Raw genomic sequence first — 22,875 nt, 5'->3', positions numbered from 1 at the left:
CGCAGCTCCAGGCCGTAGCGGGTCATCACTTCCGCGACCAGCGCGCACCTGTCCGGCGAGTCGCTCGGCGGCTGGGTCGTCGCCTGGACCGCGGCCCACCACCCGGACCGCGTCGAGAAGCTCGTGCTCAACACGCCCGGGAACATCGCCGACAAGCCCGAGGTGATGGCCCGGATGCGCGACAGCACGATGGCGGCGGTGCTCGACCCCAGTGACGAGACCGTGCGCCGCCGCGTCGAGTTCCTGTTCCACCACAAGGAGATGGCGACCGACGAGCTGGTGAACCTGCGCCGCCGGATCCACTCCCGGCCCGGGTTCGTCCGGGCGATCACGAACACCCTGGTGCTGCAGGACTCCGAGGTGCGCAAGGACTTCGCGTGGGACCCGTCCTGGGTGTCGCGGGTGAAGGCGCCGACGCTGCTGCTGTGGACCAGCCACGACCCCACCGGCGGGCTCGACGAGGCCGAGCTGCTGCTCGGCTGGCTGCCCGACGCGCGGCTGCACGTCATCGACGACGCCGGGCACTGGCCGCAGTGGGAGAAGGTCGCCGAGTTCCTCGACGTCCACCGCACCTGGCTGCTGACCGGAACGGACCCGTCCTGATGGCCGGGATCGCCGGGTTCGCCGGCATGTCCCACAGTCCGTTCGCGACCCTGCTGCCGCCACCGTCCGGCGACGGCCCGGGCGCGCAGTTCCTCGCCGACGCCGGCCGGCCCGCCGCGCGGTCGGTCCCGGAATGGATCACCGGCATGGGCATCGGCACCACGTTCCCCGTCGCCTGACCGCACGGGCACGGACGGTTCCTCTTCACGCCCTCGACGTCGGCGCGATCTTGCCGCAGCTCCCCCGGGTGCGCTACCCCGGTGGAAGACCAGCGCTACTTCCTCCGAGGAGCGGCTCGTGAAGAAAATGCTCGCCGTCGTGGCCGTCGTTCTCCTCGCTCTCGGCGGGCTCGCCTCGCCCGCCGCCGGCGCGAGTGGCAAGAAAGGCGTCAGCGCCAACCCCTACGCCGGGGCCGCGACCGCGCTGAAGGACGTCGGGGCGAAGTGGTTCTACACCTGGGCCGCCGATCCCCAGGGCATCGCGGCGCCGAGCGGCACCGAGTTCGTGCCCATGATCTGGGGCCGGGACTCCGTCACGCAGGACCAGCTCGACCGGGCCAAAGCGAACGGCCGCACGCTGCTGGGCTTCAACGAGCCGGACCTGGCGGGCCAGGCGAGCATGCCCGTCGAGACGGCGCTGGACCTGTGGCCGCGCCTGCAGTCCACCGGGATGCGGCTCGGCGCGCCGGCCGTGGCCTACGGGGGCGACGTCGCCGGTGGGTGGCTCGACCGGTTCATGAGCGGCGCCGCCGCGCGCGGGTACCGGGTCGACTTCATCCCGCTGCACTGGTACGGCGGGGACTTCTCCAGCGCCGCGTCCGGGCAGCTGCAGTCCTACCTGCAGAAGGTCCACGACCGCTACCACCTCCCGATCTGGCTGACCGAGTACGCGCTCATCGACTTCTCCGGCTCGACGCCGCGCTACCCGTCATCGGCCCAGCAGACCGACTTCGTCACCCGGTCCACCGCGATGCTCGAAGGGCTGTCGTTCGTCGAGCGGTACGCGTGGTTCTCCTTGTCGACGTCGACGTCACCGACCGGGCTCTACTCCGGCACGACCCCGAACGCGAGCGGCGTGGCCTACCGCGCCGGGTAGCCGCGCTCCTGGACGATCCACGTGTTGCCGTCCGGATCGGCGAAGTCGAAGAAACTCGCGTGGTCACGCCGGTCCGGGTCGGCGCCCGGAGCGAAGTCCCCTTGCCAGTCCACGGACTTCTTGTGCCGCAGGGGGCTTACCGGCACGCCGCGCCCGGCGAGCTCTTCGCGGGCCGTCTCGATGTCGGCCACCACCAGGTAGCTGTCCCGGGCCGCGCCGGGCAGGCCGGTCGACATCGGCGACCGGCAGGTGAGGACCTCCAGGCGGAACTCCATCACGCTCGCCCCCGCCGAGCGGGGCGCCGGACGATCCGTCGCGGTACGTAGATCGCCGGGACGAGCCCGACCTCCGGCGTGACCGCGCCGGCCGGGCGCGGGATCTTGCGAGTGATCACGACTGCTCCCATCGGACGCGCTGGGCGCCCGGCGCGCGCCGGGCTGGTGGCCGCGCAGGCGGCGGTTTTCTCAGTTTCCTTTCGCCACGAGCATCTCGTCGGGGTCCAGGCCCCGGTCGATGCCGTGCGGCGTCACGGTCTGGCCCGGTTCGAGGGCCAGCTTGCGGCCGTCGAGGGTCACGTCGACGACGTCGGGCTCGAACGACACGAACCCGGACACCCGCGCGACCTCGGGCCACGCCTCCGGGTACGACCAGGCGGCGCGCTTGCCCGGCCCGATGTCGAAGTAGCCGGCCAGCCCCTTGTACGGGCAGAACGTCTCACCTTCGACCGGCGTCAGCGCCGTCAGGTCGATGTCTTCGCGCGGCACGTACCAGCGGGGCGCGAAGCCCGACTCGTAGAGCACGACCGGGCGCCGGGTCTCGGCGACGACGCGGTCGCCCTCGCGCACGACGAGGTGGCGCGAGGTCTGCCGGATGTCGATGCGGTGGTACGGGTCCGCCGCGTGGCCGACGATCCGCTCGTCCTCCTCGTAGAAGGCGTCCATCGCCCGCCAGGCGAACGCGACGCGGTCGCGCAGGACGTCCGCGTGGCCGGGGAGGCCGGTGTAGCGCCAGGCCGCGCGCAGGGCCCGGCTGCCCGCCGCCTGGACCGTGTACCACTCGGCAGGGCCGAGCTCGCGGTGCGCCGTCGTCCGGTCCTCGGCGACGAGCACGTCTTCGCGGACATCGGCGAGCGGGAAGTACGCCACCGGGTAGCGGCCGGGCTCGTGCAGCAGGACGACGTCCTCGCTGTCGGCCACCCACTCGCCGCCGAACCGCACGCGCATCCGCCGCCGCAGCGGCTCGGCGAACAGCATCCGCTCGGGCAGCGGCTGTTCGACCAGGAAGTGCCCCACCGCGCGCGTCGCCAGCGGTCCCTGCTGCCAGGCCAGTCCCATGATGTCCTCCTCGGTTCTAACCCTTATAAGTCACTTTGATAGTTAGACATGGAAACAGGCGTCATGTAACCTGTCAAGGGTGAGTTTGGAGGTTAGGCGGATGACGACCGACGAGATACTGCTCCTGGATCTGCTGAACACCACCCCGGTGCGCAACGGGACCCCCGAGGACGACCTCGCCGACGCGCGGGTGGCCCGGGAGTGGCTGGCCAGCCACGGGCAACCGGCCACCGACGACGAGCACCGCACCCTGCTCGACGCGCGATCCGTGCTCCAGGCGATCGTCCGGGGCCAGGACGCGCCCGCCGCCGCCGCGCGGTTCCTCGACGACGTGACCTACCGGGCGTCCTTCGGCGACGACGGCGTCGAGTGGGTCCTCGACGTCCCGGCCGGCCGGTCCGCCGCCGCGCGGGCCGTGCTCGCCTGGGACGCGCTCGCCAAGTCGAGCCCCGGCCGGCTGCGCCCGTGCGCCAACCCGGAGTGCCGGCTGTTCCTGATCGACCACAGCAAGCCCAACAGCGCCCGCTGGTGTTCGATGGCCGCGTGCGGCAACCGCATGAAAGCCCGGCGGCACTACCAGCGCTCGCGCATCGCGGCGGACTGAAGGAGGCGACCATGGCCCGCTTGGTGTCACTGAACGTCGGGATGCCCCGGGACGTGCCCTGGCAGGGGCGGACCGTCCACACGGGAATCTTCAAGTACCCCGTCGAAGGCCGCTTGCTGGTCCGCCGGCTCAACGTCGACGGCGACGGCCAGGGCGACCTGGGCGGGCACGGCGGCGAGAACCGCGCGGTGCTCGTGTACCAGCGCCAGTCCTACGAGCACTGGCGGCGGTTCCTCGGCCGCGACGACCTCGAAGACGGCCAGTTCGGCGAGAACTTCACCGTCGACGGCCTGCCCGACGACGAGGTGCACATCGGCGACCGGTACCGCATCGGCGAGGCCGAGTTCGAGGTCACCCAGCCGCGCGTCACGTGCTTCCGCGTCGGGATGCGCCTGGGCGAGCCGCGGATGCCGTCGCTGCTGGTGGCGCACCACCGGCCCGGCTTCTACCTGCGCGTCATCACCGAGGGCCACGTCGAGGCCGGCGACGAGATCGTCCGCACCCGGACCGGCCGCCACGAGATGAGCGTCGCGGACATCGACGCGCTGCTCTACCTGCCGGGTCGCGACGAGGGCGCGCTCCGCAAGGCCGTCGACATCCCCGCCCTCAGCCCGGGCTGGCAGTCGTCGTTCCGGGACCTGCTGGCCGCGGAGCCGGCCCCCGCGCCGAGCGGGTGGCGCGGCTTCCGGCCGTTGCGGGTCGCCCGGGTGGTGCCCGAGAACGCGACCGTGTCCTCGATCCACCTGACCACCGACGACGGCGCGCCGCTCCCCCGGCCCGAGCCCGGCCAGTACCTCACCCTGCGCGTCCCCGGCGCCGGCGACCCCGCACCGGTCCGCAGCTACTCGCTGTCGGCGGCGCCGTCGGACCGCGAGTACCGCATCAGCGTCAAGCGGGACGGGGTGGTCAGCAGCTACCTCCACACCCGGCTGACCGCCGGCGCGCTGGTGGACGTCGCGGCACCCCGGGGCGACTTCGTCCTGGCCGACGACGACCGTCCCGTGGTGCTGGTGTCCGCGGGCATCGGGGTGACGCCGGTGCTCGCGATGCTGCACGCGCTCGCCGCGCGCCGGACCACGCGGGAAGTCCGGTGGCTGCACACCGCCCGGACGCCCGCCGAGCAGGCGTTCGCGGCCGAGGCGCACCGGCTGGTGGCGAGCCTTCCCCACGGCCGCGAGCACATCTGCTACACGGCCGAGAGCGGCCGGCCGACGCTCGGCAAACTGTCCGCTTTGGACCTCCCGGTCGAGGCGACGGCGTACCTGTGTGGCCCGGATGCGTTCATGACGGCGATGCGGGAAGTCCTGGTGTCACTGGGCTTCGACGCTTCTCGCGTCCACAGTGAACTGTTCGGCGGGGTGTCGGCGATCAACCCCGGGCTGACCGGGATCGTCCGGAAGACCCCGCACGCCCCGGCGGGCGCGGCGGGGACCGGGCCCGAGGTGACGTTCGCGCGCAGCGGGCTCACGGTGCCGTGGAGCGAGGAGTACCCCAGCCTCCTGGAGTTCGCCGAGGCGTGCGACGTGCCGACGCGCTGGTCGTGCCGGACCGGGGTCTGCCACACGTGCGTGACTCCGGTGCTCTCGGGCCGCGTGAAGTACGACCCCGACCCGCTCGAGCCGCCGGCGGACGGCGAGACGCTGGTCTGCTGCGCCCGGCCCCGGGAGGACGTCGTCCTGGACCTCTGAGGTCAGCGGAGGTCGAGCCGCATGAGCCAGCGGACCCGGCGGTCGGCGCGGGCGCCGGTCGAGCGGCAGCACGCCCTGATCGAGGAGATGCGCGCGCGGGCGCCCCGGTTCGTCACGGGCCGGGTGCCGGCCGAGCGCACCGGGACGACCGTGCGGACCGTCGAACGCGACGTCACTCGGCTGCGCGGCCGGCATCCCGGTCGAGGTCAAGCGCGGCGGCGGCCACCGCCTCACCATGCCGGCCGTCGTCCCGCCGGTGACCTTCAGCCCGGGCGAAGTCGCCGCCCTCGTCGCGTCCCTCGTCCCCTACACCTCCGCCACGGCCGGCAGTGCGCTGGGCAAACTCCTGACCGCCTTCCGCCAGTGTCGCGCGTCCGAGGTTCGTTGACAGCGGCGCGGCCCTGCGCACCAAAGTGGCATCGGGTGCATCGGACCGGGATCTGTCGAGGGTCGCGGCGGCTGGTCCGGCGACATGAATGAGTCATTCATGTCGCCGGACGAGGTGAATGGGTCATTCACTGCATCGCGGCCGGGACTGCACGGGCCGGGCTCCCATGACGCAGGTTCCAGCCGCCCGAACGTCAAACACCTTGCAACGCGCGACACCAGCCGACTTGTCGACTCCGGTCACATCGGCGGGCAGCGGACCGTCAGAGCGGCATGAGAACCCTCGCGACGGCCACCACCGCGGCGTTCGCCGGTGGTGCTTTGCCGAGCCAGACCGTGCTCGTGCCGTCCTGGCGGACCGCACCGCCGGAAACCTTCCTCGCCCGGCTCGCGACCGAAGGACCGGGCACCGGCCTGACGCTGTTCCCGTTCGAGCCGGCTTCCCTGATCCTGCTGGTCATCGCCACCCGCACCGCGGCGAAGCAGCACCGACCGGTCCGGCTCTGGGCGTCGGCGACCGCGTGCCTGGCCGGGACCTTCGCGCTCCTGCTCCCTGGCCGGCGCCGCCCGGCTCAGGCCGGACGCCGCGGCGGAGCCGGCCGGGTGAGGTCCGGAAACGGCAGCGATCGAACCGGCTACCGGCTGGACCCGGCGCACCGGGCGTCCGCCGGTCCCGGGTGCCGGACGGGCACGATCCGCGTCAGCGCCACCGGTACCGGCGGACCGGATCCGGTGAGCACCGTCGTATAGACCGTTATACGCGTCAGGTGGACGATCGGTGCCGTCTGACAGCTCGCTGCGGCGACGAGCACGACCTCGGGAGAAGCGTCTTCGCTTCAGGTTCGCTGCCCCGCAGGGCAGCCGGCGCCTCCGATGCAGTGGGCGTAGAGCAGGACGGCGGCGCCCACCACGGCCAGCCGTCCCGGAATCGTCCTCGCGCGGACCGTCTTCCTCGGAATGTGAACCGCCCCCTCGCCCATTCACATCAGTTGGTGAACTCGGCCGCGATCGTAAACTGACGTGACCGGCGCGGTCAACTGAGGTGAGCCGGCAGCCGCGAACCCGCCTCACGGTAGCTGGCGCCGGGGTAGACTCCGGACATGCCGGAGGAGATCGCGGCGGGGCCCCTCTCCGCGAAGCTGAACCACCTGTTCGGCGTCGTGCGCCCCGCCGACGGCGACGAATACACCTTCGACGAGGTCGCCGAGTCGATCCGCGCCCAGGGCGGCCCCACCATCTCCGCGACCTACCTCTGGCAGCTGCGCAAGGGTTTGCGCGACAACCCGACCAAGCGGCACCTCGAAGCGCTCGCGGGGTTCTTCGGCGTGCCTCCCGCGTACTTCTTCGACGACGCGGAAGCCGAGCGCATCGACGCCGAGCTGACGCTGCTCAGCGCGCTCCGGGACGCGCCGGTCCGGCAGATCGCGCTCCGCGCGCGCGGGTTGTCGGCGAAGAGCCTCGAAGCGATCAGCGACATGGTCGACCGGGTCCGCGAACTCGAAGGCCTGCCCGAACCGGCGAGCGACACCGAACGATGAGCTCGCGCGGGCGGCGCCAGCTGCGGCACCGGTTCGCCGCGGTGCTGCGGGACCTCGACCTGCCGGCTTCCTTCGACGTGCCGGCGCTGTGCGCGGCGCTGGGCGAGCGGCGGGGGCGGCCGATCCGGCTGCTGCCGCTACCCGGCCTGTCCGAAGTGTGCGGGCTGTGGATCGCCACCGACACGACCGACCTGATCGCCTACGAGCAACACACGAGCGCGCCCCACCAGGACCACATCGTGCTGCACGAGATCGGCCACATGCTGTGCGACCACTACCCGGCGTCGCTCACCCCGGCCGAGCAGATGCGGCTGCTGCTGCCCAGTCTCGACCCGGACATGGTCCGCCGGGTGCTGGGCCGTGCGGGCTATTCGAGCGTGGAGGAGCGGGAAGCGGAGTTCTTCGCTTCGATGCTGGGGCAGCACACGGGACTGGCGCACCGCGGCGACTCGGTCGCCGACCGGCTGCGCTCGGCGCTGGAGGACGGCGGCGACCGTGGGTGAGGTGATCCGCCGCTACGGCCCGGCGGCCCTGGCGTGGATCCTGCTGGTGTTCCTGCGGCCGGGGCCGGCGCCCGGCCGCCGCCTCGTGCGGTTCTGCGTGCTGGGCCTCGCCGTCTCCCAGACCGCGCTCACCCCGGCCGTCCGCGCCTTCACACGGACGATCGGCGCGCCCAGCGTCGAACTGCTCGTCGCCCACCTCGCGATGCTCGGCGCGGTCTGGGCCGGTGCCCAGGTCCTGCTGCGGCTGCACGGCCTTCCGGCCGGCGCCCGCGGGCACACGGCGTGGGCGCTCACCGGCGGCGCGGCGATGACCGTCACCTTCGTGCTGGCGCCCGACATGCGGCCGCAGTCGCCGTTCGTCATGGAGTACTGCATCGCCTACGCGGTGGCGCTCCTGCCCGAGTTCGCGGTCATCGCGCGGCTGTGCGTGCAGGACGCGCGCAAGGCGCCGGACCGGATCCTGCGCCTCGGCCTCGGCCTGGTGACCGCCGGGGTCGTCGCCGCGGCCGGGTACATGGTGATCCGGACCGTCATCGCGATCTCCGCCCGCGCGCCGTTCGACTTCGACTACGGCAAGGGTTTCCTGCTGAGCAAGGCCCTCCCCACGACGGCGCACCTGCTCGTGCTCGTCGGGGTCGGCGTGCCCGCGGTGGCCGGCTGGCTGCGCCGCCACCGGCAGTACCGCCGGCTCGGCCCGCTCTGGCTGGCCCTCTACCGGGCCGAGCCCGCGATCGCGCTGGAACCGCCGCGCACCACCGTGTTCCCGACGCGGCTGCAGCTCTACCGGCGGGTCATCGAGATCCGCGACGGCCTGCTCGTGATCCGCCCGTACCGCAGCGGGTCCGGCACCGGGGAACGGCAGGAGGCCGCCGAGATCCTCGCCGCCCTGCGCGCCCGCGAAGACGGCCGGCCGCCGCTTTCCCCCGAGGCGGCCGTCCGAGGTGGCCAGGACTTCGGCAGCGACACCGAGTACCTCTGCCGCGTGGCCGACGCCTTCCGGGAGATCAGCCGGAGGGCGACGGCGGACGTGTCCTGACTACTCGACCGGCGGGGTGCCGTGCGTGTGGAACGACTCGATCGTCTTCAAGCCCCACGCCTGGCCCTTCGCCCGCTCGGCCTCGGTCCAGGTGACCGGTTCCCAGTCCGGCGCGAAGATCAGCCGCCCGGTGGGGTTGCACAATTCGATGCGGTTGCCGCCGGGCTCGTAGAGGTAGAGGAAGAACGTCTGCTGGATCGCGTGCTTGTGCGGCCCGGTCTCGATGTGGACGTCGTTGTCGAGCGCGATGTCGGCCGCCCGCAGGATGTCCTCGCGCGTGTCGGTCGCGAACGCGATGTGGTGCAGGCGCCCGTTCGACTTCGTCCAGTCGTTCGTGTAGACGATGTCGTAGGACTTCTGCGCGAAGTGCGTCCACTGCCCCGAAATCACGCCGCTGTCGAGCCGGATCTGCTCGGTGACCCGGCCGCCCAGCGCGTCGCAGATGAACCGGCCGTTGACCTCCGCCTCCCGGGCCAGGTAGTTGACGTGGTCGAGGCGCCGGACGCCGACCCCGCGCCCGGGGTAGGCCTGCGCCTGGTTCTTCAGCGCGGGCCGCAGGTGCTCCGGCGGCCGGTAGCGCTCGGTCTCCCAGTAGACCTCGAGCTCGTGGCCGTCCGGGTCGCGGAACAGGTACGTGGGGCCGATCCCGGTGTCGCCGTCGACCCAGCCGACGCCCAGCCCGCGCTCCTCGAGGGCGACCACGCGCCGCTTGAGGGCCTCTTCGCTGGACGCGCGCACCGCCGTCCGCCCGACCCCGGAGGTCTTCGCCGCGGTGAGCTTCAGGCTGTGGTGCTCGTAGTCGTCCCAGGTGCGCAGGTAGACGGAGTCGCCGTCGGTGCCGTTCTCGGTCAACCCGAGGACGCGGACGAAGAAGTCCAGGCTCTTCTCCGGCTCCGGGGTGAGCAGCTCGACGTGACCGAGGTGCGCGATCTCGTGGCGGGGCGAGGGCTGGGACATCGCTGACTCCTCAGGGGCGGGGGAAGACGGTGCCGTCGAACAGCTTTCGCGCCGTGCGGATCACCGTCGAGCGGCGGACGCGCGGCGGCGTGGACGAGGTGTCGAACTCGATGCCGACCGCGAGCTTGCCGCTCGGGTGCTCGATCTCGACGGGCTCACCGTCGGCGGGGGCTTCGAGCAGCTCGCGCCCGACGGCGCCCTCGAGCAGCAGCGCCGTGACGACGCTGACGCCGCCGAGCACGCCGATCGACGGGTGCGCCTTGACCGGGATGAACGTCCGGGTGCAGATCGCGCCGCCGTCGCGGGGCGCGGCGACGAGCGTGGTCTTGGGGACCGAGCTGCCGCGGACGTCGCCGAGGCCCATCAGCTTCCCGGCTTCCACGCGCAGGGCGTCGATCCGCTGGGCCAGCGCGGGATCGGCGAGCTCGCCGGCCGGCTCGTACCCGGTGATGCCGAGGTCTTCGGCGCGCGCGACGACGACCGGCATGCCGTTGTCCACACAGGACACTTCGATCCCGCCGACATCGTCGCGGACATTGCCGGTCGGCAGCAGGCTGCCGCAGACGGACCCTTCGGTCTCGGTGAAGTCGAGCTCGACCGGGGCGGCCGTGCCGGGCACGCCGGAGATGGCCGTGTCGCCGCGGTAGTCGACTTCGCCGCCGGGGGTGGCGAACGTCGAGACGGCGATGGTGCCGGTGTTGACCAGCCGCACGCGCACGGTGGTGCGGTCTTCGCCGGCGGGCACGAGGCCCCGCTCGACGGCGAACTGGCCGACGCCGGCCAGCAGGTTGCCGCAGGTCTGGCGGTCGGAGACGGTGGGCTCTTCGACGCCGAGCTGCAGGAACAGGTAGTCGATGTCGTGCCCGGGCTCGCTCGCCTTCGACACCACGGCGACCTTGCTGGTGACGGGCTGCGCTCCGCCGACGCCGTCGATCTGGCGCGGGTCGGGGGTGCCCATGATCCGCAGCAGGAGGTCGTCGCGGGTCGCCGGGTCGGTGGGGAGGTCTTCGGCGAGGAAATAGGCGCCCTTCGAGGTGCCTCCGCGCATGAGCATGCAGCGCACGCCGGTCATGCCTGCTCCTTCTCGTACTCCTCGGCGGTCAGGTAGCGGACACCGAGGGCTTCGAGCTTCTCGCGCAGGCCGTAGCGGTCGAGGCCGAGCTGCCCCTGGGCGAACGCTTCCCTTGCGGCGGCTTCCTTTTCGAGGCGGGCCTGGGAGGCTTCGAGTCCGGTTCGGACGTCTTCGCGGCGGACGCGCATGACGCCGTCGTCGTCGGCGAGGATGGCGTCGCCCGGCCGGATCAGCTGCCCGCCGATGACGACGGGCACGTTGACCGCGCCGGCGGTCACCTTGACGGTGCCCTGCGCGCTCACCGCGGCCGACCAGACGGGGAAGCCGAGCGCCCGCAGGTCGGTGACATCGCGAACGCCGGTGGTGATGACGAGGCCCCTCACGCCCCGGTAGCGCAGGGCGGTGGCGAACAGCTCCCCGAAAAGCCCGTCGCGGCACGGCGAAGTGGTGGTGACGACGAGGACGTCGCCTTCGCGGCACTGTTCGACGGCCGCGTGGATCATGAGGTTGTCGCCGGGCCAGCAGAGGGCGGTGACGGCGGTGCCGCCGACGCGCACGCCGTCCTGGATCGGGCGCAGGTCCGGGCCGAGCAGCCCGGAGCGCCCGAGAGCCTCGTGCACGGTGGCGACGCCGTAGTCGGCCAGGCGCGAGACCTGCTCGAGGTCGGCACGCGGTGGATCGGTGACGATGACGGGCTTCATACGAACCACGGTACGGTTCGGTTGACGAAATTGTCAACAATTTTGGCGGCCAAGTCGGCGCACCCCTGAAGCCCGGATCCCAGCGCCCCAATGCGGCCTTCGGTGCGTTCAACGCACTCAAGGCGGCCTTCGGTGCGTTGAACGCAACCAAGGCCGCCTTGGGGCGCCGGCTCAGGGGCGCAGGTGCGAAACCTCCGCGGCGTCGGCCGCCTTGAGGGCTTCGATCACGCTCGCCAGATGCGTCCGCGCCGCCTCGGCCGCCCGCTCCGGGTGGTGGGCGCAGATCGCGTCGATGATCGCCAGGTGCTCCGGGAGCGAGACCTGCGGACGGCCCGGCCGCATCGCCAACCGGAACTGGTGGCGCACGCTCTGCCCGCGCAGCCGCTCCAGCACCTGCGCCGCCGTGCGCTGGCCGCTGATCTCGCGGACCCGGCGGTGCAGCCGCTGGTTGAGACCCGAATAGCCGACCACGTCCCCGCCGGCCACCGCCTGCTGCATCAGCTCGCCGAGTTCCTTCAGCTCGCCGATCTCCGCGTCGGAAACGCGCTCCGCCGCCTTCGCCGCGCACAGCGACTCCAGCATCATGCGGACCTCGGAGATCTCGACGGCCTCCTCCAGCGACACCGCGCGCACCCGGGCTCCCCGGTTCTGCACGCGCTCGACGAGCCCCTCGTTGGTCAGCTCGATCAGCGCCGCGCGCACCGTGGCGCGGCTCGCGGCGAACTGGCCGGAGAGATCCGCCTCCACCAGCCTCTGGTTGGGCACGAACTCGCCGCGGACGATCGCGTCGCGGATGGCCGTCACCACGGAACGCTCCCCCGGCTGCCCGTCCGCAGCACTCTCCGTCATACCCCGGCTCCGTTTGTTGACAATATTGTCGAGAACATCGTGTACTCGATCGTAGCTTGCGGAGAGGATTCTGCTATGACCGGAACCATCGCGGTACTGGGACTCGGCGAGGCGGGCAGCGCGCTCGCTCGTGACCTGGTCGCCGCCGGGGCCGTGGTGCGCGGCTACGACCCGGCCGTCGCCGCCGCGGAGGGCGTCGTCGCGACCGGCTCCGAGGCCGAAGCCGCCGACGGCGCCGACCTGGTGCTCAGCGTGAACAGCGCGTCCGCGGCCGTCGACGCGCTCGAAGCCGGCCTGCCCGGCCTGAAGACCGGCGCGGCCTGGGCCGACCTGAACACCGCCTCCCCCGGCACCAAGCGCAAGCTGGCTGGCGTCGCCGCCGGGTACGGCGTGCCGTTCACCGACATCGCGATCATGGCGCCGGTGCCGGGCCGCGGCCTGCGCGTCCCGATGCTCGCCACCGGCGCCGCCGCCGGAGCCGTCGCCACCGCGCTGAACTCGTTCGGGGCGGCGGTCGAGGTCATGACCGGCGACGCCGGGCTCGCCGCCGAACGCAAGCTGCTGCGCAGCGTGTTCTTCAAGGGCATGTCGGCCGCCGTGGTCGAGGCACTGGCGGCCGCACGCGCCGCGGGCTGCGAGGACTGGCTGCGGAAGATCGTCGTCGACGAGCTCACCGCGGCGAGCGCCGCCACCGTGGACCGGCTGGTCGACGGCTCGGTCAAGCACGCCGTCCGCCGGACGTCCGAGATGGCGGCGGCCGCGGAGATGCTCGGCGAGCTGGGCGTCCGCGCCGACGTCGCGGCGGCGGCTCGTGACCAGCTCGCGCACCTGGTGTCGCGCCCCTGAGGTTCGTCGAGCGGCCCGGCGCTGCGCGCCGAAGTGGCGTCGGGTGCATCGGACCTGGATCCGCCGAGGGCCGCGGGCGCCGGTCCGGCGACATGAATGAGTCATTCATGTCGCCGGACGAGGTGAATGACTCATTCATGTCGTCGCGGCCGGGGCCGGACGCCGGTCCCGGGTTCGCCGAACGCCTGACCTTCCCGGCGCGAGGTCGCCGGCCGGGCGCTCGGTGATCCGGCCGACCGGCCGTACTCGCGGTACGCTCGCACGGACAGCGAGCGCCCGGACCCCGCACTCGACGACCGCGGCAGGATCGGCGTGATCGCGACGAAGAACATCCCTTCCCCCTTCCTCCCGGCCCGTGACGGTCTGCGGCCGCCCATGACCGCCGAGACCCCGGGCGACGACGCCTCCCGGCACGTCCGGTCCGCCGTGCCCTACGGGCTCCGCGTCGCGGCCGCCGTCTCGTGGCGCCTGCTGATCATCGCGGGAGCCCTGACCGTCCTGGGCTTCCTGGCCGTCAAGCTGGCCTCGGTGCTGGTTCCGGTCGCCGTGGCCCTGCTGCTCGCCGGCCTGTTCGCGCCGGCCGTCTCGTGGCTGGCGGGCAAGAAGGTCCCCCGCGCGGCGGCCACCGCGATCGTGCTGGTCCTGGGCATCGCGCTGGCCGGTGCCGTGGTGACGTTCGTGGTCATCACCGTCACCGCGGGCATGCCGGGGCTCATCGGCCAGGTGACCGCGAGCCTGACCGAGCTGCACACCTGGCTCCGGACCGGTCCCCTGCACCTGAGCCAGGGCCAGCTCGACGCCATGCTCGCCAACCTGACCACCACCCTCGACCGGAACAAGTCGGTGATCGCCTCGGGTGCGCTCACCACGGCGGTGACCGTCGGCGAGCTGCTCGGCGAGTTCCTGCTCGCGGTGTTCTGCCTGATCTTCTTCCTCGCCCAGGGCCGCGCGATCTGGGCGTTCGTGCTGCACGCCGTTCCGGCCCGGCTCCGCCCCCGCGTCGACGTCGCCGGGCGCAGCGGTTTCACCACCCTGGCGCACTACATCCGCGGCACCGCCGCCGTGGCGTTCGTCGACGCCGTCGGCATCGGCCTGGGGCTCGTGATCGTCGGTGTCCCGCTGGCCGCTCCCCTGAGCGCGCTGGTCTTCGTCGGCGCGTTCGTGCCCGTCATCGGCTCGGTGCTCGCCGGCGCCGTCGCCGTCCTCGTGGCACTGGTGGCCAACGGCGGCTGGGCGGGCGTCATCGTGCTCGCCGTCGTGGTCGGCGTCATGCAGGTCGAAAGCCACGTGCTGCAACCCCTGCTGCTCGGCCGGGCCGTCCGGCTGCACCCCTTGGCGGTCGTCCTGGCCCTCGCCACCGGGCTCGTCGCCGCGGGCGTCGTGGGCGCCCTGTTCGCCGTGCCCCTGCTGGCCGTCGTCAGCTCGGGCGTGCGCAGCCTGTCCGCGCCCCCGGACGACGACCACCTCCCCGGCCCGAGCTGACCACCACAACCCGTCTGCCGGCCCCGGCGACCCGCCGGGAGGACTACATTCGAAGGTCCGGGAACCACCAGGTCCCGGCCACTGCGCCCCAGTCCCCGGCGACCCCACCCCTGTGGTGGAACCCGACCGGAGGGCCGCGATGACCGCCGAAACCACCCCTTGCCCGAGCGCACCGGCCCCGGTCCGATGACCGGCTCACGGGCGTTGCCCGACTACGCGGCAGACCCCTTCGGCCTGACGGGCGAGCAGCGCCACCACGCCGTGCGCGTGGTCGCGTCCGCTTCGCACGACGCCGACGACTGCGCGCTGCTGCTCTCCGTCCTCGGCCTCACTCCCGCCGAGGGCCGTCCGCCGGCGGACGACGCCCCGCCCGGTTCCCCTCGCGCCGAAACGCCGAGACCCCACCGCCGGTGGCGGAACTCCGCGCAGGCGCGGCGGAGGTGACCGATCGGGTTGCCCCGCTGCGCGCGGTGAGTCCATAAAGGACGGACAACGTTCCGTGCGGGCACCGGGGATCACCGCGCCGGGCTGCCGCCGTACAGGTCCTGCACGTTCGCCGAGCGGGTGACGACCTCCTCGGCGACCGCGGTCAGCCGGCGTCCGCGCGCCCGCGAGTAGTCGCGCAGCAGGGCGAAAGCCGCCGCGACGTCCACCCCGAGCCGCTCGGCCACGAAGCCCTTCGCCTGGTCGACGATGATCCGGCTGTTCAACGCCGTCTGCAGCTGTTCGACGAGGATATCCCGCTGCCGGGCCGTCCGCGCCTGGATCAGGCTGATCGTGGCCACGTCGACCATCGCCTTCGCCGCACGCACCGAATCCTGGCCGGGTTCGCCGGCGGCGCCCTTGAACAAGCAGAGAACCCCGACGTTTTCCTCGCGCAGCCGCATCGGGACGGCATACACGGCCGCGTACCCCGCCGTCGCGGCCATGCGCCGCAGCCGGGGCCACGGGGTGTCGCCGTCGGCGAGATCCGGGTGGCTCACCGGCGCACCACCCAGCCAGGCCTCGATGCTCGGCCCCTCCTCGACCTGGATCTGGAACAGCTCCACGGCTTCCGGCGCTTCGTCGGCGCTGGCGACCACCTGGAGCCTGCCGTGCGGGTGCGCCAGCAGGACGCCGGCCGCGTCGGCGTCCAGCAGCTCGACGCACCGGCCGGCGAGCCGGTGGAGGAAGTCGATCAGGTCGAAATCGCCGGTCAACGTGCCGGCCAGCTCGACGAGGGTGTCGCTCAGCCCGGCCTCGCGCATCGGCCTCCTTCCCACGGCCCGCAGCCTACCGCCGCCGGTTCCGGTCACCGCGGGTCCGGATCGGGGGTGAACCGCAGCCGGCGGGCGACGACGTCGGCCGCGACTTCGGACAGGCGGCGACCGTCGGCGAAGGCCCGGGCCCGCAGCCGGGCGAACGCGGTGTCCGGATCGGTGTCGAGCTGCGCGGCGACCATCCCGGTCGCCTGGTGCACTTCGGGCCCGACGATCGGGAACCCGTCCGGCGCCGGCCCGGCGACGGTTCCGCTGCGGGCGACCTGCTCTCCGAGCAGCATCGCCAGCACCAGGTCGGCGAAGACCAGTGCCTCCCGGAGACTCGCCGACCCGGGCACGATCGGCGCGCCGTGCAGCAGGACGAGCACGCCGGCCCGGACCACGCCGACGGCCAGCGGGAAGGCGAAGCACGCCTTCGCACCCGCCTCGGCCGCCAGCGACGCGAACAGCGGCCACCTGCGCAGCACCGGTTCGGCGTCGAGGTCGGTGACGATCACCGGGGACGCCAGCTCCAGCGCGTCCCGGATCGGCCCCTCGCCGACCGTCACCTCGACTTCGGGGATCCGGCGGCCGAGGTCCCCGATCGCGCTGTGCAGCTCCGCGACCCCCGTCTTCCCGGTCACGATCAGGCAGGCCGCTTCACTCCCGAACCGCTCCGCGGCGACCGCGCACGCGAATTCGACGGACACCGCCCGGCCACGGTCCCCGGCCAGAGCGGTCAGCGTCGCCCACAGGCGCCCCAGCGAGGAGTTCTCACCCCACTCGTCACGGATAGTGGACACCCTGCTCAGCGCTTTCCGGTTCAGCGATCGGCGGTTCCCCACCACGGGAAGCGCCTCCGCAGGATACCCGAGTGCCGTCGCGGCCCGCGCCTTCGAGGCAGCCCTGGAACGCACGCTCCGTGCCCCGCGTCACCCGCTTTGACGAAGGTAAGACGACCGGTCATATTGGAAGAGACGGATCGCCGAGAGGACGAGGACATGAGCGAGATCAAGCCCCGGTTCCGGAGCATCGACGGGTTGTCCATCCGGTACGCCGAGAGCGAAGAGCCGCGCGAAGCGGACGCGCTGCTGCTGAGCCCGTGGCCGGAAAGCCTGTTCGCCTTCGACGCGAGCTGGGCGCGGCTGGCCGGGCACGCGCACCTGGTCGCCGTGGACCTGCCCGGGTTCGGGCACTCCGAGCTGCGCGAAGACCTGTTGTCCCCGCGCGCGATGGGCGAGTTCGTGGTGCGCGTCGCCGACGACCTCGGCCTGGCGAAGCCGCACGTCGTGGGGCCGGACATCGGCACCAGCGCCGCCCTGTTCGCCGCGGCCGCCCACCCGGGCCGGTTCAGCAGCGTGACCGTGGGCTCAGGCGGGGCGTCGGTCCCGCTGAACCTGACGGGTGTGCTGGACGAATGGGTGCACGCCGAGGACCTGGCGAAGTACCGGGCCATGGGCCCCAAGGACATCGTGACCTTCGCACTCGACACCATCGAGGGCTACGAGCTGCCCGACGTCGTGCGCCAGGACTACCTCGCCGCCTACCAGGGGCAGCGGTTCGCCGACCAGATGCCCTACGTCCGGGCGTACCCGGCCGAGCTCCCGGTGCTGGGCGGCCTGCTGCCCGGCATCGGGACGCCGGTGCAGATCATCGCCGGGCGGAAGGACCCCGTGGTCCCACCGGCCAACGCCGAGTACCTGCACGAGCGGCTGCCCCACAGCCGGCTCGACGTCCTCGACACGGGCCACTTCGCCTGGGAAGAGGATGCGGACGGCTACGCTCGCGTGCTCACCGCCTGGTGGCAGGCGAACGCGCCGGTCCCGTCGGCCTGACCGGCGCACCAGCGGAGGAGGACACCAGGATGGCCAGGGCCAGCGTGCGCGAACAGATCGTGGACGCCGCGTACGAACAGTTCCACCGGCACGGTTACAACGCCTGCGGCGTCAAGCTCATCACCGACAGCGCGGGCGTGCCGAAGGGCTCGTTCTACAACCACTTCGCCAGCAAGGAAGCGCTGGCGCTGGTCGTGATGGAGCGCTACGGGGACACCCGGCGGGTGCCGGAGCTCGCCGACCGGACGGTCGCGCCACTGGCCCGGCTGCGCGCCCACTTCGAGTTCCTGGCCGCCGACATCGAGAAGTACGGCTACGAGCGCGGCTGCGTCTTCGGCAACTTCAGCAACGAGGCCGCCGACCACAGCCCGGCCATCCGCGACGGCCTGGTGACGGCCTTCGCGACCTGGGCGGCGGCCGTGGCCGACACCATCCGCGAAGCCCAGGCCGACGGATCCGTCACGACCACGCAGGACCCCGAGGTGCTGGGCCGGTTCCTCGTCAACGCCTGGGAAGGCGCCATCGTCGGCGAACGCGCCGCCAAGGACGGCTCCGCGTTCGCCGCGTTCTTCACGATCGCGTTCGGGACGCTCCTGTCCTGAACCGGGTCCGCAGTTCCCCGATCCCCTCGATCCTGCTGACCAGCAGGTCGTCCGGGCCGAGGTAGCGCGGCGGGCTCATCCGGTTGCCCACGCCCGCCGGGGTGCCGGTGAAGACGAGGTCGCCGGGCAGCAGCGGGCAGATCGCCGACAGGCGGGCGATCAGCTCGGGCACGCCGAAGATCATCTCGCCGGTGCGGGCCTGCTGGACGACGGTGCCGTTCAGCTCGGTGACCAGCCGCAGGTCGCCGGGGTCGGGGAACTCGTCCGGCGTCACCAGGGCCGGGCCGGTCGGGCCGAAACCGGGGAACGACTTGCCGAGCGAGAACTGCGGTGGGGTGCCCAGCAGCTGCACCCCGCGCTCGGACAGGTCCTGCCCGGCGGTCAGCCCGGCGACGTGGCCCCAGGCGTCCTCGGCGGCGATGCGGTGGCCGCCCTCGCCGATCGCGACGACCAGCTCGACCTCCCAGTCGACGCGGTCGCCGGGCAGCTCCACCGTCGTGTCCGGGCCGGTGATGCAGCTGGGGAACTTGGTGAACACCAACGGATCCGCGGGCGGCCGGTAGCCGGCCTCGGCGGCGTGCGGCGGGTAGTTGAGGGCGATCGCGAAGACCTGGCGCGGCCGCGGCACGGGCGCGTCGAACGCGCGGCCGGCCAGGGGTTCGGCGGGCGGCAGGACGGCGGTCGCGGCCCACGCCGTGAACGCCGTCCAGCGCTCGAGGACGACCATCGGATCGGGGCCGAACCGGCCGTCGCTCGCCCGGGCGACGTCGATGACGCCGCCGCCGGCGAGCAGAACCGCGCGGTCCTCCACTGTGGACAGACGCATCAGATCCACTGGTCCGCGGCCGGAGGCGGCGTGCCGTGGGCGTCCTGCCACGACACGACGCGGTTGCGCAGCACGCCGATGCCTTCGATCTCCGCTTCGACGACGTCGCCGGGCTTGAGGTAGTTCGCGAAGGGGTCCTCGGTGCTCGCCGCGACACCCGCGACCGTGCCGGTCGTGATGAGGTCGCCCGCGCTGTAGACCTGCGGCGAATGGTAGGCGACGAGCTGCGGGATCGACACGGACATCCGCCCGGTGTTGGACTTCTGCCGCACCTGGCCGTTGACGCGCAGTTCCATGTCCAGGTCGTGCGGGTCCTCGATCTCGTCGGCGGTCACGATGTACGGGCCGATCGGGCAGAACGTGTCGATGGCCTTGGAGAAGGAGAAGACACCCGACTCCATCTCGCGGCGCTGGATGTCACGCGCGGTGATGTCGTTGAAGACCAGGTAGCCACCGATGTGCTCGGCCGCCTGCTCGGCGGTGAAGAACTTGCCCGGCTTGCCGAGCACGATCGCCAGCTCGAGCTCGTAGTCCAGTTCCGACGTCAGGTGCTCCGGGTAGACGATCGGGTCGCCCGGGCCGATGATCGCGTCGACGTTCTGGAAGAAGACGATGCCCTTGTTCACCGGGTGCGACCAGTTCACCCGGGCGAGGTCGTCGTGGTGCTCGCGGAAGTTGCCCGCGGTGTGGAAGAACTTCTTCGGCACGATCGGCGCGCGCAGGCGCACCTCGGCCAGGGGGTAGCGGCGGCCGGTCTCGGGCACGTCCCGGTCGCGTTCGAAGAACTCGCGGGCCGAAGCCGTGTCGAGCTCCAGGACCTGGTCGTCGGCGATCCGGCCGACCTGGTTCTCGTTGAAGGTGACGAGCTTCATCGGTGTCTGCTTCCTCCGGGTTCGGTGACGCGGAAGACCCGCAGCTGCAGGGCCAGCGTCGCGTAGTAGCCCACCAAAGTGGTGAGCTCGACGGCCATGCGGTTGCCAATGATCGGCACGATCTCGGCGTAAGTCGCGTCGTCGACGTCCTCGTCGCGCAGCAGCGCGGACACGAACCGCAGCGCCGCCCGCTCGGTCTCGTCGGCGAGGTCCGGCAGCGCGCCGCCGCGGACCGCTTCGACCTGCGCCCCGGTGATCCCGGCGGCCCGCGCGTGCGGCTCGTGGGCGTACCGCTCGAACGCGCAGTCCCAGCGGGCCGCGACGGCGAGGATCGCCAGTTCCCGGATGCGGTCGGTCAGCGTCGTCCCGTACCGGATCGCGGCGCCGAGCCCCTGCAGCGCGTGCCCGGCCGGCGGCGCGACGAGCATCGCGTTGAACGGGCCGGTGAGCGCGCCGGCGGCATCGACCAGGGGAAACCGCTGCGGCCCGGCCGCGCGGGGGCCGCCGGTGATCGTGTCGTAGAGCACCCGCTGCTCGGCGTCGAGGTCGTCCGGGGTGAGGTGCGGCAGCCTGCTCATGCCGGCCATCCCACCAGCGCCCGCCGTCCCCGGGCCCGGTGTTGCCAACCAATGGCACAGCCGTTCCTCGGGCCGCGGCCCGGAACCTACCGTCGGCGCCACCAAGGACGGTGAAGGAGCGCGGAGTGGACTGGCTCGGGCTGCACGGCCGGAAGGCCCTGGTGGCGGGCGCCGGGGGCATCGGCGGCGGGGTCGCCGCGGCGCTCGCCGAAGCGGGCGCGGAGGTCGTGGTCGCCGACGTCGACGAAGAGCGGCTCGCCGCGGTCGGGACCAAGACGCTGCGGGCGGACCTGGCCACGGCCGAAGGCAGCCGCGAGTGCGTCACGCGGGCCGTCGAGCTGCTCGGCGGGCTCGACGTCTTCGTGCACGCCGTCGGCGTCAACGACCGGCGGCCGGTGCTCGAGACCCCGGACGAGGTCTGGGACTCGATCGTCACGCTCAACCTGAGCAGCGCGTTCCGGACCGGCAAGGCCGCGGGCGAGGTGCTGGTGCCGGCCGGGCACGGCCGGATCGTCTACCTGTCGTCGGTGTCCGGCCTGCTCGCGCACCCGCACCACGCGCCCTACGCCGCCACGAAGGGCGGAGTCGACCAGCTCGCCCGGGTGATGGCCCGGGAGTGGGCGGGCAGCGGCGTCACGGTGAACGCCGTCGCGCCCGGCTACACCGAGACCGGGCTGACCCGCCACCACCTCGACAAGCCCGGCGTCCGCGACGAGCTGACGTCGCTCGTTCCCGCCGGGCGGCTCGGCGCCGTCGACGACCTCGTCGGCCCGGTCCTGTTCCTCTGCTCCGAGCGCTCGGCGTTCGTCACCGGTCACGTGCTGTACGCCGACGGCGGCCGCACCCTCGTTTAAGGAGTTCTTCATGCGATTCACCGGCAAGACCGTCCTCGTCACCGGCGCCGGCACCGGGTTCGGCGCCGAGATCGCCGTGCGCGCCGCGCAGGAAGGCGCCGACGTCGCCGTGCACTTCCGCGGCTCGCGGGCCGGCGCCGAGCGCACCGTGGAGCGCGTCGAAGCGCTGGGGCGCAAGGCGTTCCTCGTGCAGGCGGACATCGCCGAGCACGACCAGATCCGCCGGATGGCCGACGAGGTGTGGAGCCACTTCGGCCGCGTCGACGTCGCGGTCAACAACGTCGGCGACGTCGCGCGCGAGCAGATGTCGTGGCGGGACATCACCGAGGAGTCGATCGACCACGTCCTCGCCGTCGACATCAAGGGCACGCTGCTGTGCACGCACGAGTTCGGCGACCGGATGCTCACCCAGGGCGGCGGCGCGATCGTCAACATCGGCTCGACGGTCGTCGCCCGCGGCAGCGCCCGCGCCCCGCAGTACGCGGCGGCCAAGTACGGGATCATCGGCCTGACCAAGTCGTACGCGCGCGCCTTCGCGCCCACCGTGCGGGTGAACGTCTTCGCGCCGGGCTTCATCGAGACCGAGGCGACGCTGGGCCGGGAGGACTGGAAGTCCGGGCGCGGCGAGCAGCTGCGCAACGACACCCCGCTCGGCCGGATCCCCCGGCCGGAGGAGCTCGCCGGGACCGCGCTGTTCCTCGCCACCGAGGACGCGAGCCACATGACCGGCAGCCTCATGGTCGCCGACGGCGGCTACAACATGATCGGCGCATGACTTCGTCGGTGAGGACGAGCGGATGCGCGGGTCCAGGGTGATCTTCACCGGCGGCCGGGTGTTCGACGGGACCGGCTCGGCGGCGGTGCCGGGTGACGTCGTGGTCCGGGGTGACCGGATCGAGGCCGTGCGTTCCGGCGTCGACCCCGAACCGGGCGACCGCGTCGTCGACTGCCGGGGTGCGACCGTCCTGCGCGACTGCAACGCCGCCGGCCTGGCCGTGGGGCCGCGGATGCGCGCGGCGTCGTTCGAGCGGGACAACAACCCGGTGCAGCTGGGCGGGCTCGGCTGAACGCCGGCGCCTGGTGTCGCGAGCCCGAGGTTCGTTGGCAGCGCTCGGGGTTCGACACCGTCGTCGACGACCTCGGCGAGGTCGGCTACCGGACGGCTGCGAGGTCGTCCCTTGCCCCGGTACGAACTCGAAGCTCTCCGAGCAGCTTGGCACGAAGACGAACGACATCGGACCAGGGCAGCCGACGTCCACCGGGAGCGGCCCCTGGACGGCCGAGCGAGCCGCTGCCCCTGCGCGGGCAGGTAACCGAGCTGGCGAAAGACCTGGCGAACCCATCGACGTCTTCGCCCCGCAGCCGATCGACAGGT

General features: G+C 72.6%; 29 protein-coding genes. 17 read left to right on the top strand and 12 right to left on the bottom strand.

Features of this window, described 5'->3' with window-relative positions; translation table 11 throughout:
- Positions 1-24 precede the first annotated feature (24 nt).
- The 3 genes from QRX60_RS32850 to QRX60_RS32840 all read left to right on the top strand — a co-directional run bounded on the left by QRX60_RS32850 (position 25) and on the right by QRX60_RS32840 (position 1,698).
- A complete protein-coding gene (locus QRX60_RS32850; protein ID WP_332845870.1) occupies positions 25-603 on the top strand; it encodes an alpha/beta fold hydrolase in 579 nt (192 codons plus the stop codon).
- Positions 603-782, top strand: a complete 180-nt coding sequence (locus QRX60_RS32845) for a hypothetical protein (RefSeq protein WP_285995312.1) — start codon at positions 603-605, stop codon at positions 780-782. Before QRX60_RS32850 ends, QRX60_RS32845 begins: the two co-directional genes overlap by 1 nt.
- 127 nt (positions 783-909) lie before the next feature.
- A complete protein-coding gene (locus tag QRX60_RS32840) occupies positions 910-1,698 on the top strand; it encodes a glycoside hydrolase family protein (RefSeq protein ID WP_286003746.1) in 789 nt (262 codons plus the stop codon).
- On the opposite strand, the gene QRX60_RS32835 is transcribed toward QRX60_RS32840, so the two are convergent.
- Both QRX60_RS32835 and QRX60_RS32830 read right to left on the bottom strand, forming a co-directional pair.
- Positions 1,683-1,976, bottom strand: coding sequence for a VOC family protein (locus QRX60_RS32835; protein WP_285995311.1), 294 nt, complete (start codon positions 1,974-1,976; stop codon positions 1,683-1,685). The two genes, QRX60_RS32840 and QRX60_RS32835, sit on opposite strands and share 16 nt — an antisense overlap.
- A gap of 186 nt (positions 1,977-2,162) precedes the next feature.
- Positions 2,163-3,032: a DUF427 domain-containing protein gene (locus QRX60_RS32830; RefSeq protein WP_285995310.1), complete on the bottom strand. Its 870-nt coding sequence runs from the start codon at positions 3,030-3,032 to the stop codon at positions 2,163-2,165.
- A 100-nt stretch (positions 3,033-3,132) separates the two neighbouring features.
- Between QRX60_RS32830 and QRX60_RS32825 the strand changes: the two genes are divergently transcribed.
- Together QRX60_RS32825 and QRX60_RS32820 are read left to right on the top strand one after the other, a co-directional pair.
- On the top strand, positions 3,133-3,636 hold the full coding sequence (locus QRX60_RS32825) for a CGNR zinc finger domain-containing protein (protein ID WP_285995309.1): 504 nt from the start codon (positions 3,133-3,135) through the stop codon (positions 3,634-3,636).
- An 11-nt stretch (positions 3,637-3,647) separates the two neighbouring features.
- Entirely contained in the window at positions 3,648-5,324 is a 1,677-nt protein-coding gene (locus QRX60_RS32820) for an MOSC and FAD-binding oxidoreductase domain-containing protein (RefSeq protein WP_285995308.1), read from the top strand.
- Positions 5,325-5,326: 2 nt separating this feature from the next.
- On the opposite strand, the gene QRX60_RS32815 is transcribed toward QRX60_RS32820, so the two are convergent.
- The gene (locus tag QRX60_RS32815) at positions 5,327-5,500 is read right to left on the bottom strand and encodes a hypothetical protein (protein WP_285995307.1); all 174 of its coding nucleotides are present in this window, start codon (positions 5,498-5,500) and stop codon (positions 5,327-5,329) included.
- 484 nt (positions 5,501-5,984) lie between these two features.
- On the opposite strand from QRX60_RS32815, the gene QRX60_RS32810 reads away from it, so the two are divergent.
- From QRX60_RS32810 to QRX60_RS32795, 4 genes are all read left to right on the top strand, one after another.
- On the top strand, positions 5,985-6,461 hold the full coding sequence (locus QRX60_RS32810; protein ID WP_285995306.1) for a hypothetical protein: 477 nt from the start codon (positions 5,985-5,987) through the stop codon (positions 6,459-6,461).
- Between the two features lie 350 nt (positions 6,462-6,811).
- On the top strand, positions 6,812-7,249 hold the full coding sequence (locus QRX60_RS32805; protein ID WP_285995305.1) for a helix-turn-helix domain-containing protein: 438 nt from the start codon (positions 6,812-6,814) through the stop codon (positions 7,247-7,249).
- Positions 7,246-7,752: a hypothetical protein gene (locus QRX60_RS32800; RefSeq protein WP_285995304.1), complete on the top strand. Its 507-nt coding sequence runs from the start codon at positions 7,246-7,248 to the stop codon at positions 7,750-7,752. The genes QRX60_RS32805 and QRX60_RS32800 overlap by 4 nt, the downstream gene beginning before the upstream one ends.
- Positions 7,745-8,788, top strand: a complete 1,044-nt coding sequence (locus tag QRX60_RS32795; RefSeq protein ID WP_285995303.1) for an MAB_1171c family putative transporter — start codon at positions 7,745-7,747, stop codon at positions 8,786-8,788. The genes QRX60_RS32800 and QRX60_RS32795 overlap by 8 nt, the downstream gene beginning before the upstream one ends.
- On the opposite strand, the gene QRX60_RS32790 is transcribed toward QRX60_RS32795, so the two are convergent.
- The 4 genes from QRX60_RS32790 to QRX60_RS32775 form a co-directional block, all read right to left on the bottom strand.
- Positions 8,789-9,745, bottom strand: coding sequence for a catechol 2,3-dioxygenase (locus tag QRX60_RS32790; protein ID WP_285995302.1), 957 nt, complete (start codon positions 9,743-9,745; stop codon positions 8,789-8,791).
- Positions 9,746-9,755: 10 nt separating this feature from the next.
- Positions 9,756-10,817, bottom strand: a complete 1,062-nt coding sequence (locus QRX60_RS32785) for a 4-oxalomesaconate tautomerase (RefSeq protein WP_285995301.1) — start codon at positions 10,815-10,817, stop codon at positions 9,756-9,758.
- The gene (locus tag QRX60_RS32780) at positions 10,814-11,518 is read right to left on the bottom strand and encodes a 4-carboxy-4-hydroxy-2-oxoadipate aldolase/oxaloacetate decarboxylase (RefSeq protein WP_285995300.1); all 705 of its coding nucleotides are present in this window, start codon (positions 11,516-11,518) and stop codon (positions 10,814-10,816) included. Before QRX60_RS32780 ends, QRX60_RS32785 begins: the two co-directional genes overlap by 4 nt.
- 171 nt (positions 11,519-11,689) lie before the next feature.
- Complete coding sequence (locus QRX60_RS32775) at positions 11,690-12,367, bottom strand: GntR family transcriptional regulator (RefSeq protein ID WP_285995299.1); 678 nt, start codon at positions 12,365-12,367, stop codon at positions 11,690-11,692.
- A 75-nt stretch (positions 12,368-12,442) separates the two neighbouring features.
- On the opposite strand from QRX60_RS32775, the gene QRX60_RS32770 reads away from it, so the two are divergent.
- From QRX60_RS32770 to QRX60_RS32760, 3 genes are all read left to right on the top strand, one after another.
- On the top strand, positions 12,443-13,213 hold the full coding sequence (locus tag QRX60_RS32770) for an NAD(P)-dependent oxidoreductase (protein ID WP_285995298.1): 771 nt from the start codon (positions 12,443-12,445) through the stop codon (positions 13,211-13,213).
- Positions 13,214-13,588: 375 nt separating this feature from the next.
- Entirely contained in the window at positions 13,589-14,695 is a 1,107-nt protein-coding gene (locus QRX60_RS32765; protein ID WP_285995297.1) for an AI-2E family transporter, read from the top strand.
- A gap of 186 nt (positions 14,696-14,881) precedes the next feature.
- The gene (locus QRX60_RS32760; protein ID WP_286003884.1) at positions 14,882-15,139 is read left to right on the top strand and encodes a hypothetical protein; all 258 of its coding nucleotides are present in this window, start codon (positions 14,882-14,884) and stop codon (positions 15,137-15,139) included.
- A gap of 71 nt (positions 15,140-15,210) precedes the next feature.
- On the opposite strand, the gene QRX60_RS32755 is transcribed toward QRX60_RS32760, so the two are convergent.
- Both QRX60_RS32755 and QRX60_RS32750 read right to left on the bottom strand, forming a co-directional pair.
- The gene (locus QRX60_RS32755) at positions 15,211-15,957 is read right to left on the bottom strand and encodes a GAF and ANTAR domain-containing protein (protein WP_285995296.1); all 747 of its coding nucleotides are present in this window, start codon (positions 15,955-15,957) and stop codon (positions 15,211-15,213) included.
- 29 nt (positions 15,958-15,986) lie between these two features.
- Positions 15,987-16,736: a GAF and ANTAR domain-containing protein gene (locus QRX60_RS32750; RefSeq protein WP_285995295.1), complete on the bottom strand. Its 750-nt coding sequence runs from the start codon at positions 16,734-16,736 to the stop codon at positions 15,987-15,989.
- Positions 16,737-16,934: 198 nt separating this feature from the next.
- Here QRX60_RS32750 and QRX60_RS32745 point away from each other — a divergent pair, with 198 nt between their 5' ends.
- Positions 16,935-17,768 (top strand): alpha/beta fold hydrolase, encoded by an 834-nt coding sequence (locus QRX60_RS32745; protein ID WP_285995294.1) that lies wholly within the window; start codon positions 16,935-16,937, stop codon positions 17,766-17,768.
- A gap of 29 nt (positions 17,769-17,797) precedes the next feature.
- Positions 17,798-18,370 (top strand): TetR/AcrR family transcriptional regulator, encoded by a 573-nt coding sequence (locus tag QRX60_RS32740; protein WP_285995293.1) that lies wholly within the window; start codon positions 17,798-17,800, stop codon positions 18,368-18,370.
- Here the strand turns inward: QRX60_RS32740 and QRX60_RS32735 are convergent.
- Genes QRX60_RS32735 through QRX60_RS32725 form a run of 3 tightly spaced genes read right to left on the bottom strand, consistent with a single transcriptional unit; the run spans position 18,339 to position 20,646 of the window.
- Entirely contained in the window at positions 18,339-19,196 is an 858-nt protein-coding gene (locus tag QRX60_RS32735; protein WP_286003745.1) for a fumarylacetoacetate hydrolase family protein, read from the bottom strand. The two genes, QRX60_RS32740 and QRX60_RS32735, sit on opposite strands and share 32 nt — an antisense overlap.
- Entirely contained in the window at positions 19,196-20,068 is an 873-nt protein-coding gene (locus QRX60_RS32730) for a fumarylacetoacetate hydrolase family protein (RefSeq protein WP_285995292.1), read from the bottom strand. The genes QRX60_RS32735 and QRX60_RS32730 overlap by 1 nt, the downstream gene beginning before the upstream one ends.
- Positions 20,065-20,646: a carboxymuconolactone decarboxylase family protein gene (locus QRX60_RS32725; RefSeq protein WP_285995291.1), complete on the bottom strand. Its 582-nt coding sequence runs from the start codon at positions 20,644-20,646 to the stop codon at positions 20,065-20,067. Before QRX60_RS32725 ends, QRX60_RS32730 begins: the two co-directional genes overlap by 4 nt.
- Positions 20,647-20,771: 125 nt before the next feature.
- Here QRX60_RS32725 and QRX60_RS32720 point away from each other — a divergent pair, with 125 nt between their 5' ends.
- From QRX60_RS32720 to QRX60_RS32710, 3 genes are read left to right on the top strand one after another with little or no spacing between them, the layout of a single operon-like run.
- Positions 20,772-21,500, top strand: coding sequence for an SDR family NAD(P)-dependent oxidoreductase (locus QRX60_RS32720; RefSeq protein ID WP_285995290.1), 729 nt, complete (start codon positions 20,772-20,774; stop codon positions 21,498-21,500).
- Between the two features lie 10 nt (positions 21,501-21,510).
- On the top strand, positions 21,511-22,275 hold the full coding sequence (locus QRX60_RS32715) for an SDR family NAD(P)-dependent oxidoreductase (RefSeq protein WP_285995289.1): 765 nt from the start codon (positions 21,511-21,513) through the stop codon (positions 22,273-22,275).
- 22 nt (positions 22,276-22,297) lie between these two features.
- Positions 22,298-22,567 (top strand): hypothetical protein, encoded by a 270-nt coding sequence (locus QRX60_RS32710; RefSeq protein ID WP_285995288.1) that lies wholly within the window; start codon positions 22,298-22,300, stop codon positions 22,565-22,567.
- Positions 22,568-22,875: the final 308 nt, after the last annotated feature.

It is taken from the genome of Amycolatopsis mongoliensis, from assembly GCF_030285665.1.
Taxonomy (GTDB): domain Bacteria; phylum Actinomycetota; class Actinomycetes; order Mycobacteriales; family Pseudonocardiaceae; genus Amycolatopsis; species Amycolatopsis mongoliensis.
Note: the sequence above shows the minus strand (reverse complement) of the source record. Positions and strands in the feature narration are given on the sequence as shown.

Bases quoted from the DNA above. Each gene is read 5' to 3' on its own strand.
- QRX60_RS32845 (WP_285995312.1), top strand. From the start codon at position 603: ATGGCCGGGATCGCCGGGTTCGCCGGCATGTCCCACAGTCCGTTCGCG.
- QRX60_RS32840 (WP_286003746.1), top strand. From the start codon at position 910: ATGCTCGCCGTCGTGGCCGTCGTTCTCCTCGCTCTCGGCGGGCTCGCC.
- QRX60_RS32830 (WP_285995310.1), bottom strand. From the start codon at position 3,032: ATGGGACTGGCCTGGCAGCAGGGACCGCTGGCGACGCGCGCGGTGGGG.
- QRX60_RS32825 (WP_285995309.1), top strand. From the start codon at position 3,133: ATGACGACCGACGAGATACTGCTCCTGGATCTGCTGAACACCACCCCG.
- QRX60_RS32820 (WP_285995308.1), top strand. From the start codon at position 3,648: ATGGCCCGCTTGGTGTCACTGAACGTCGGGATGCCCCGGGACGTGCCC.
- QRX60_RS32810 (WP_285995306.1), top strand. From the start codon at position 5,985: ATGAGAACCCTCGCGACGGCCACCACCGCGGCGTTCGCCGGTGGTGCT.
- QRX60_RS32805 (WP_285995305.1), top strand. From the start codon at position 6,812: ATGCCGGAGGAGATCGCGGCGGGGCCCCTCTCCGCGAAGCTGAACCAC.
- QRX60_RS32800 (WP_285995304.1), top strand. From the start codon at position 7,246: ATGAGCTCGCGCGGGCGGCGCCAGCTGCGGCACCGGTTCGCCGCGGTG.
- QRX60_RS32790 (WP_285995302.1), bottom strand. From the start codon at position 9,745: ATGTCCCAGCCCTCGCCCCGCCACGAGATCGCGCACCTCGGTCACGTC.
- QRX60_RS32785 (WP_285995301.1), bottom strand. From the start codon at position 10,817: ATGACCGGCGTGCGCTGCATGCTCATGCGCGGAGGCACCTCGAAGGGC.
- QRX60_RS32780 (WP_285995300.1), bottom strand. From the start codon at position 11,518: ATGAAGCCCGTCATCGTCACCGATCCACCGCGTGCCGACCTCGAGCAG.
- QRX60_RS32775 (WP_285995299.1), bottom strand. From the start codon at position 12,367: ATGACGGAGAGTGCTGCGGACGGGCAGCCGGGGGAGCGTTCCGTGGTG.
- QRX60_RS32770 (WP_285995298.1), top strand. From the start codon at position 12,443: ATGACCGGAACCATCGCGGTACTGGGACTCGGCGAGGCGGGCAGCGCG.
- QRX60_RS32765 (WP_285995297.1), top strand. From the start codon at position 13,589: ATGACCGCCGAGACCCCGGGCGACGACGCCTCCCGGCACGTCCGGTCC.
- QRX60_RS32760 (WP_286003884.1), top strand. From the start codon at position 14,882: ATGACCGGCTCACGGGCGTTGCCCGACTACGCGGCAGACCCCTTCGGC.
- QRX60_RS32745 (WP_285995294.1), top strand. From the start codon at position 16,935: ATGAGCGAGATCAAGCCCCGGTTCCGGAGCATCGACGGGTTGTCCATC.
- QRX60_RS32740 (WP_285995293.1), top strand. From the start codon at position 17,798: ATGGCCAGGGCCAGCGTGCGCGAACAGATCGTGGACGCCGCGTACGAA.
- QRX60_RS32735 (WP_286003745.1), bottom strand. From the start codon at position 19,196: ATGCGTCTGTCCACAGTGGAGGACCGCGCGGTTCTGCTCGCCGGCGGC.
- QRX60_RS32730 (WP_285995292.1), bottom strand. From the start codon at position 20,068: ATGAAGCTCGTCACCTTCAACGAGAACCAGGTCGGCCGGATCGCCGAC.
- QRX60_RS32725 (WP_285995291.1), bottom strand. From the start codon at position 20,646: ATGAGCAGGCTGCCGCACCTCACCCCGGACGACCTCGACGCCGAGCAG.
- QRX60_RS32715 (WP_285995289.1), top strand. From the start codon at position 21,511: ATGCGATTCACCGGCAAGACCGTCCTCGTCACCGGCGCCGGCACCGGG.
- QRX60_RS32710 (WP_285995288.1), top strand. From the start codon at position 22,298: ATGCGCGGGTCCAGGGTGATCTTCACCGGCGGCCGGGTGTTCGACGGG.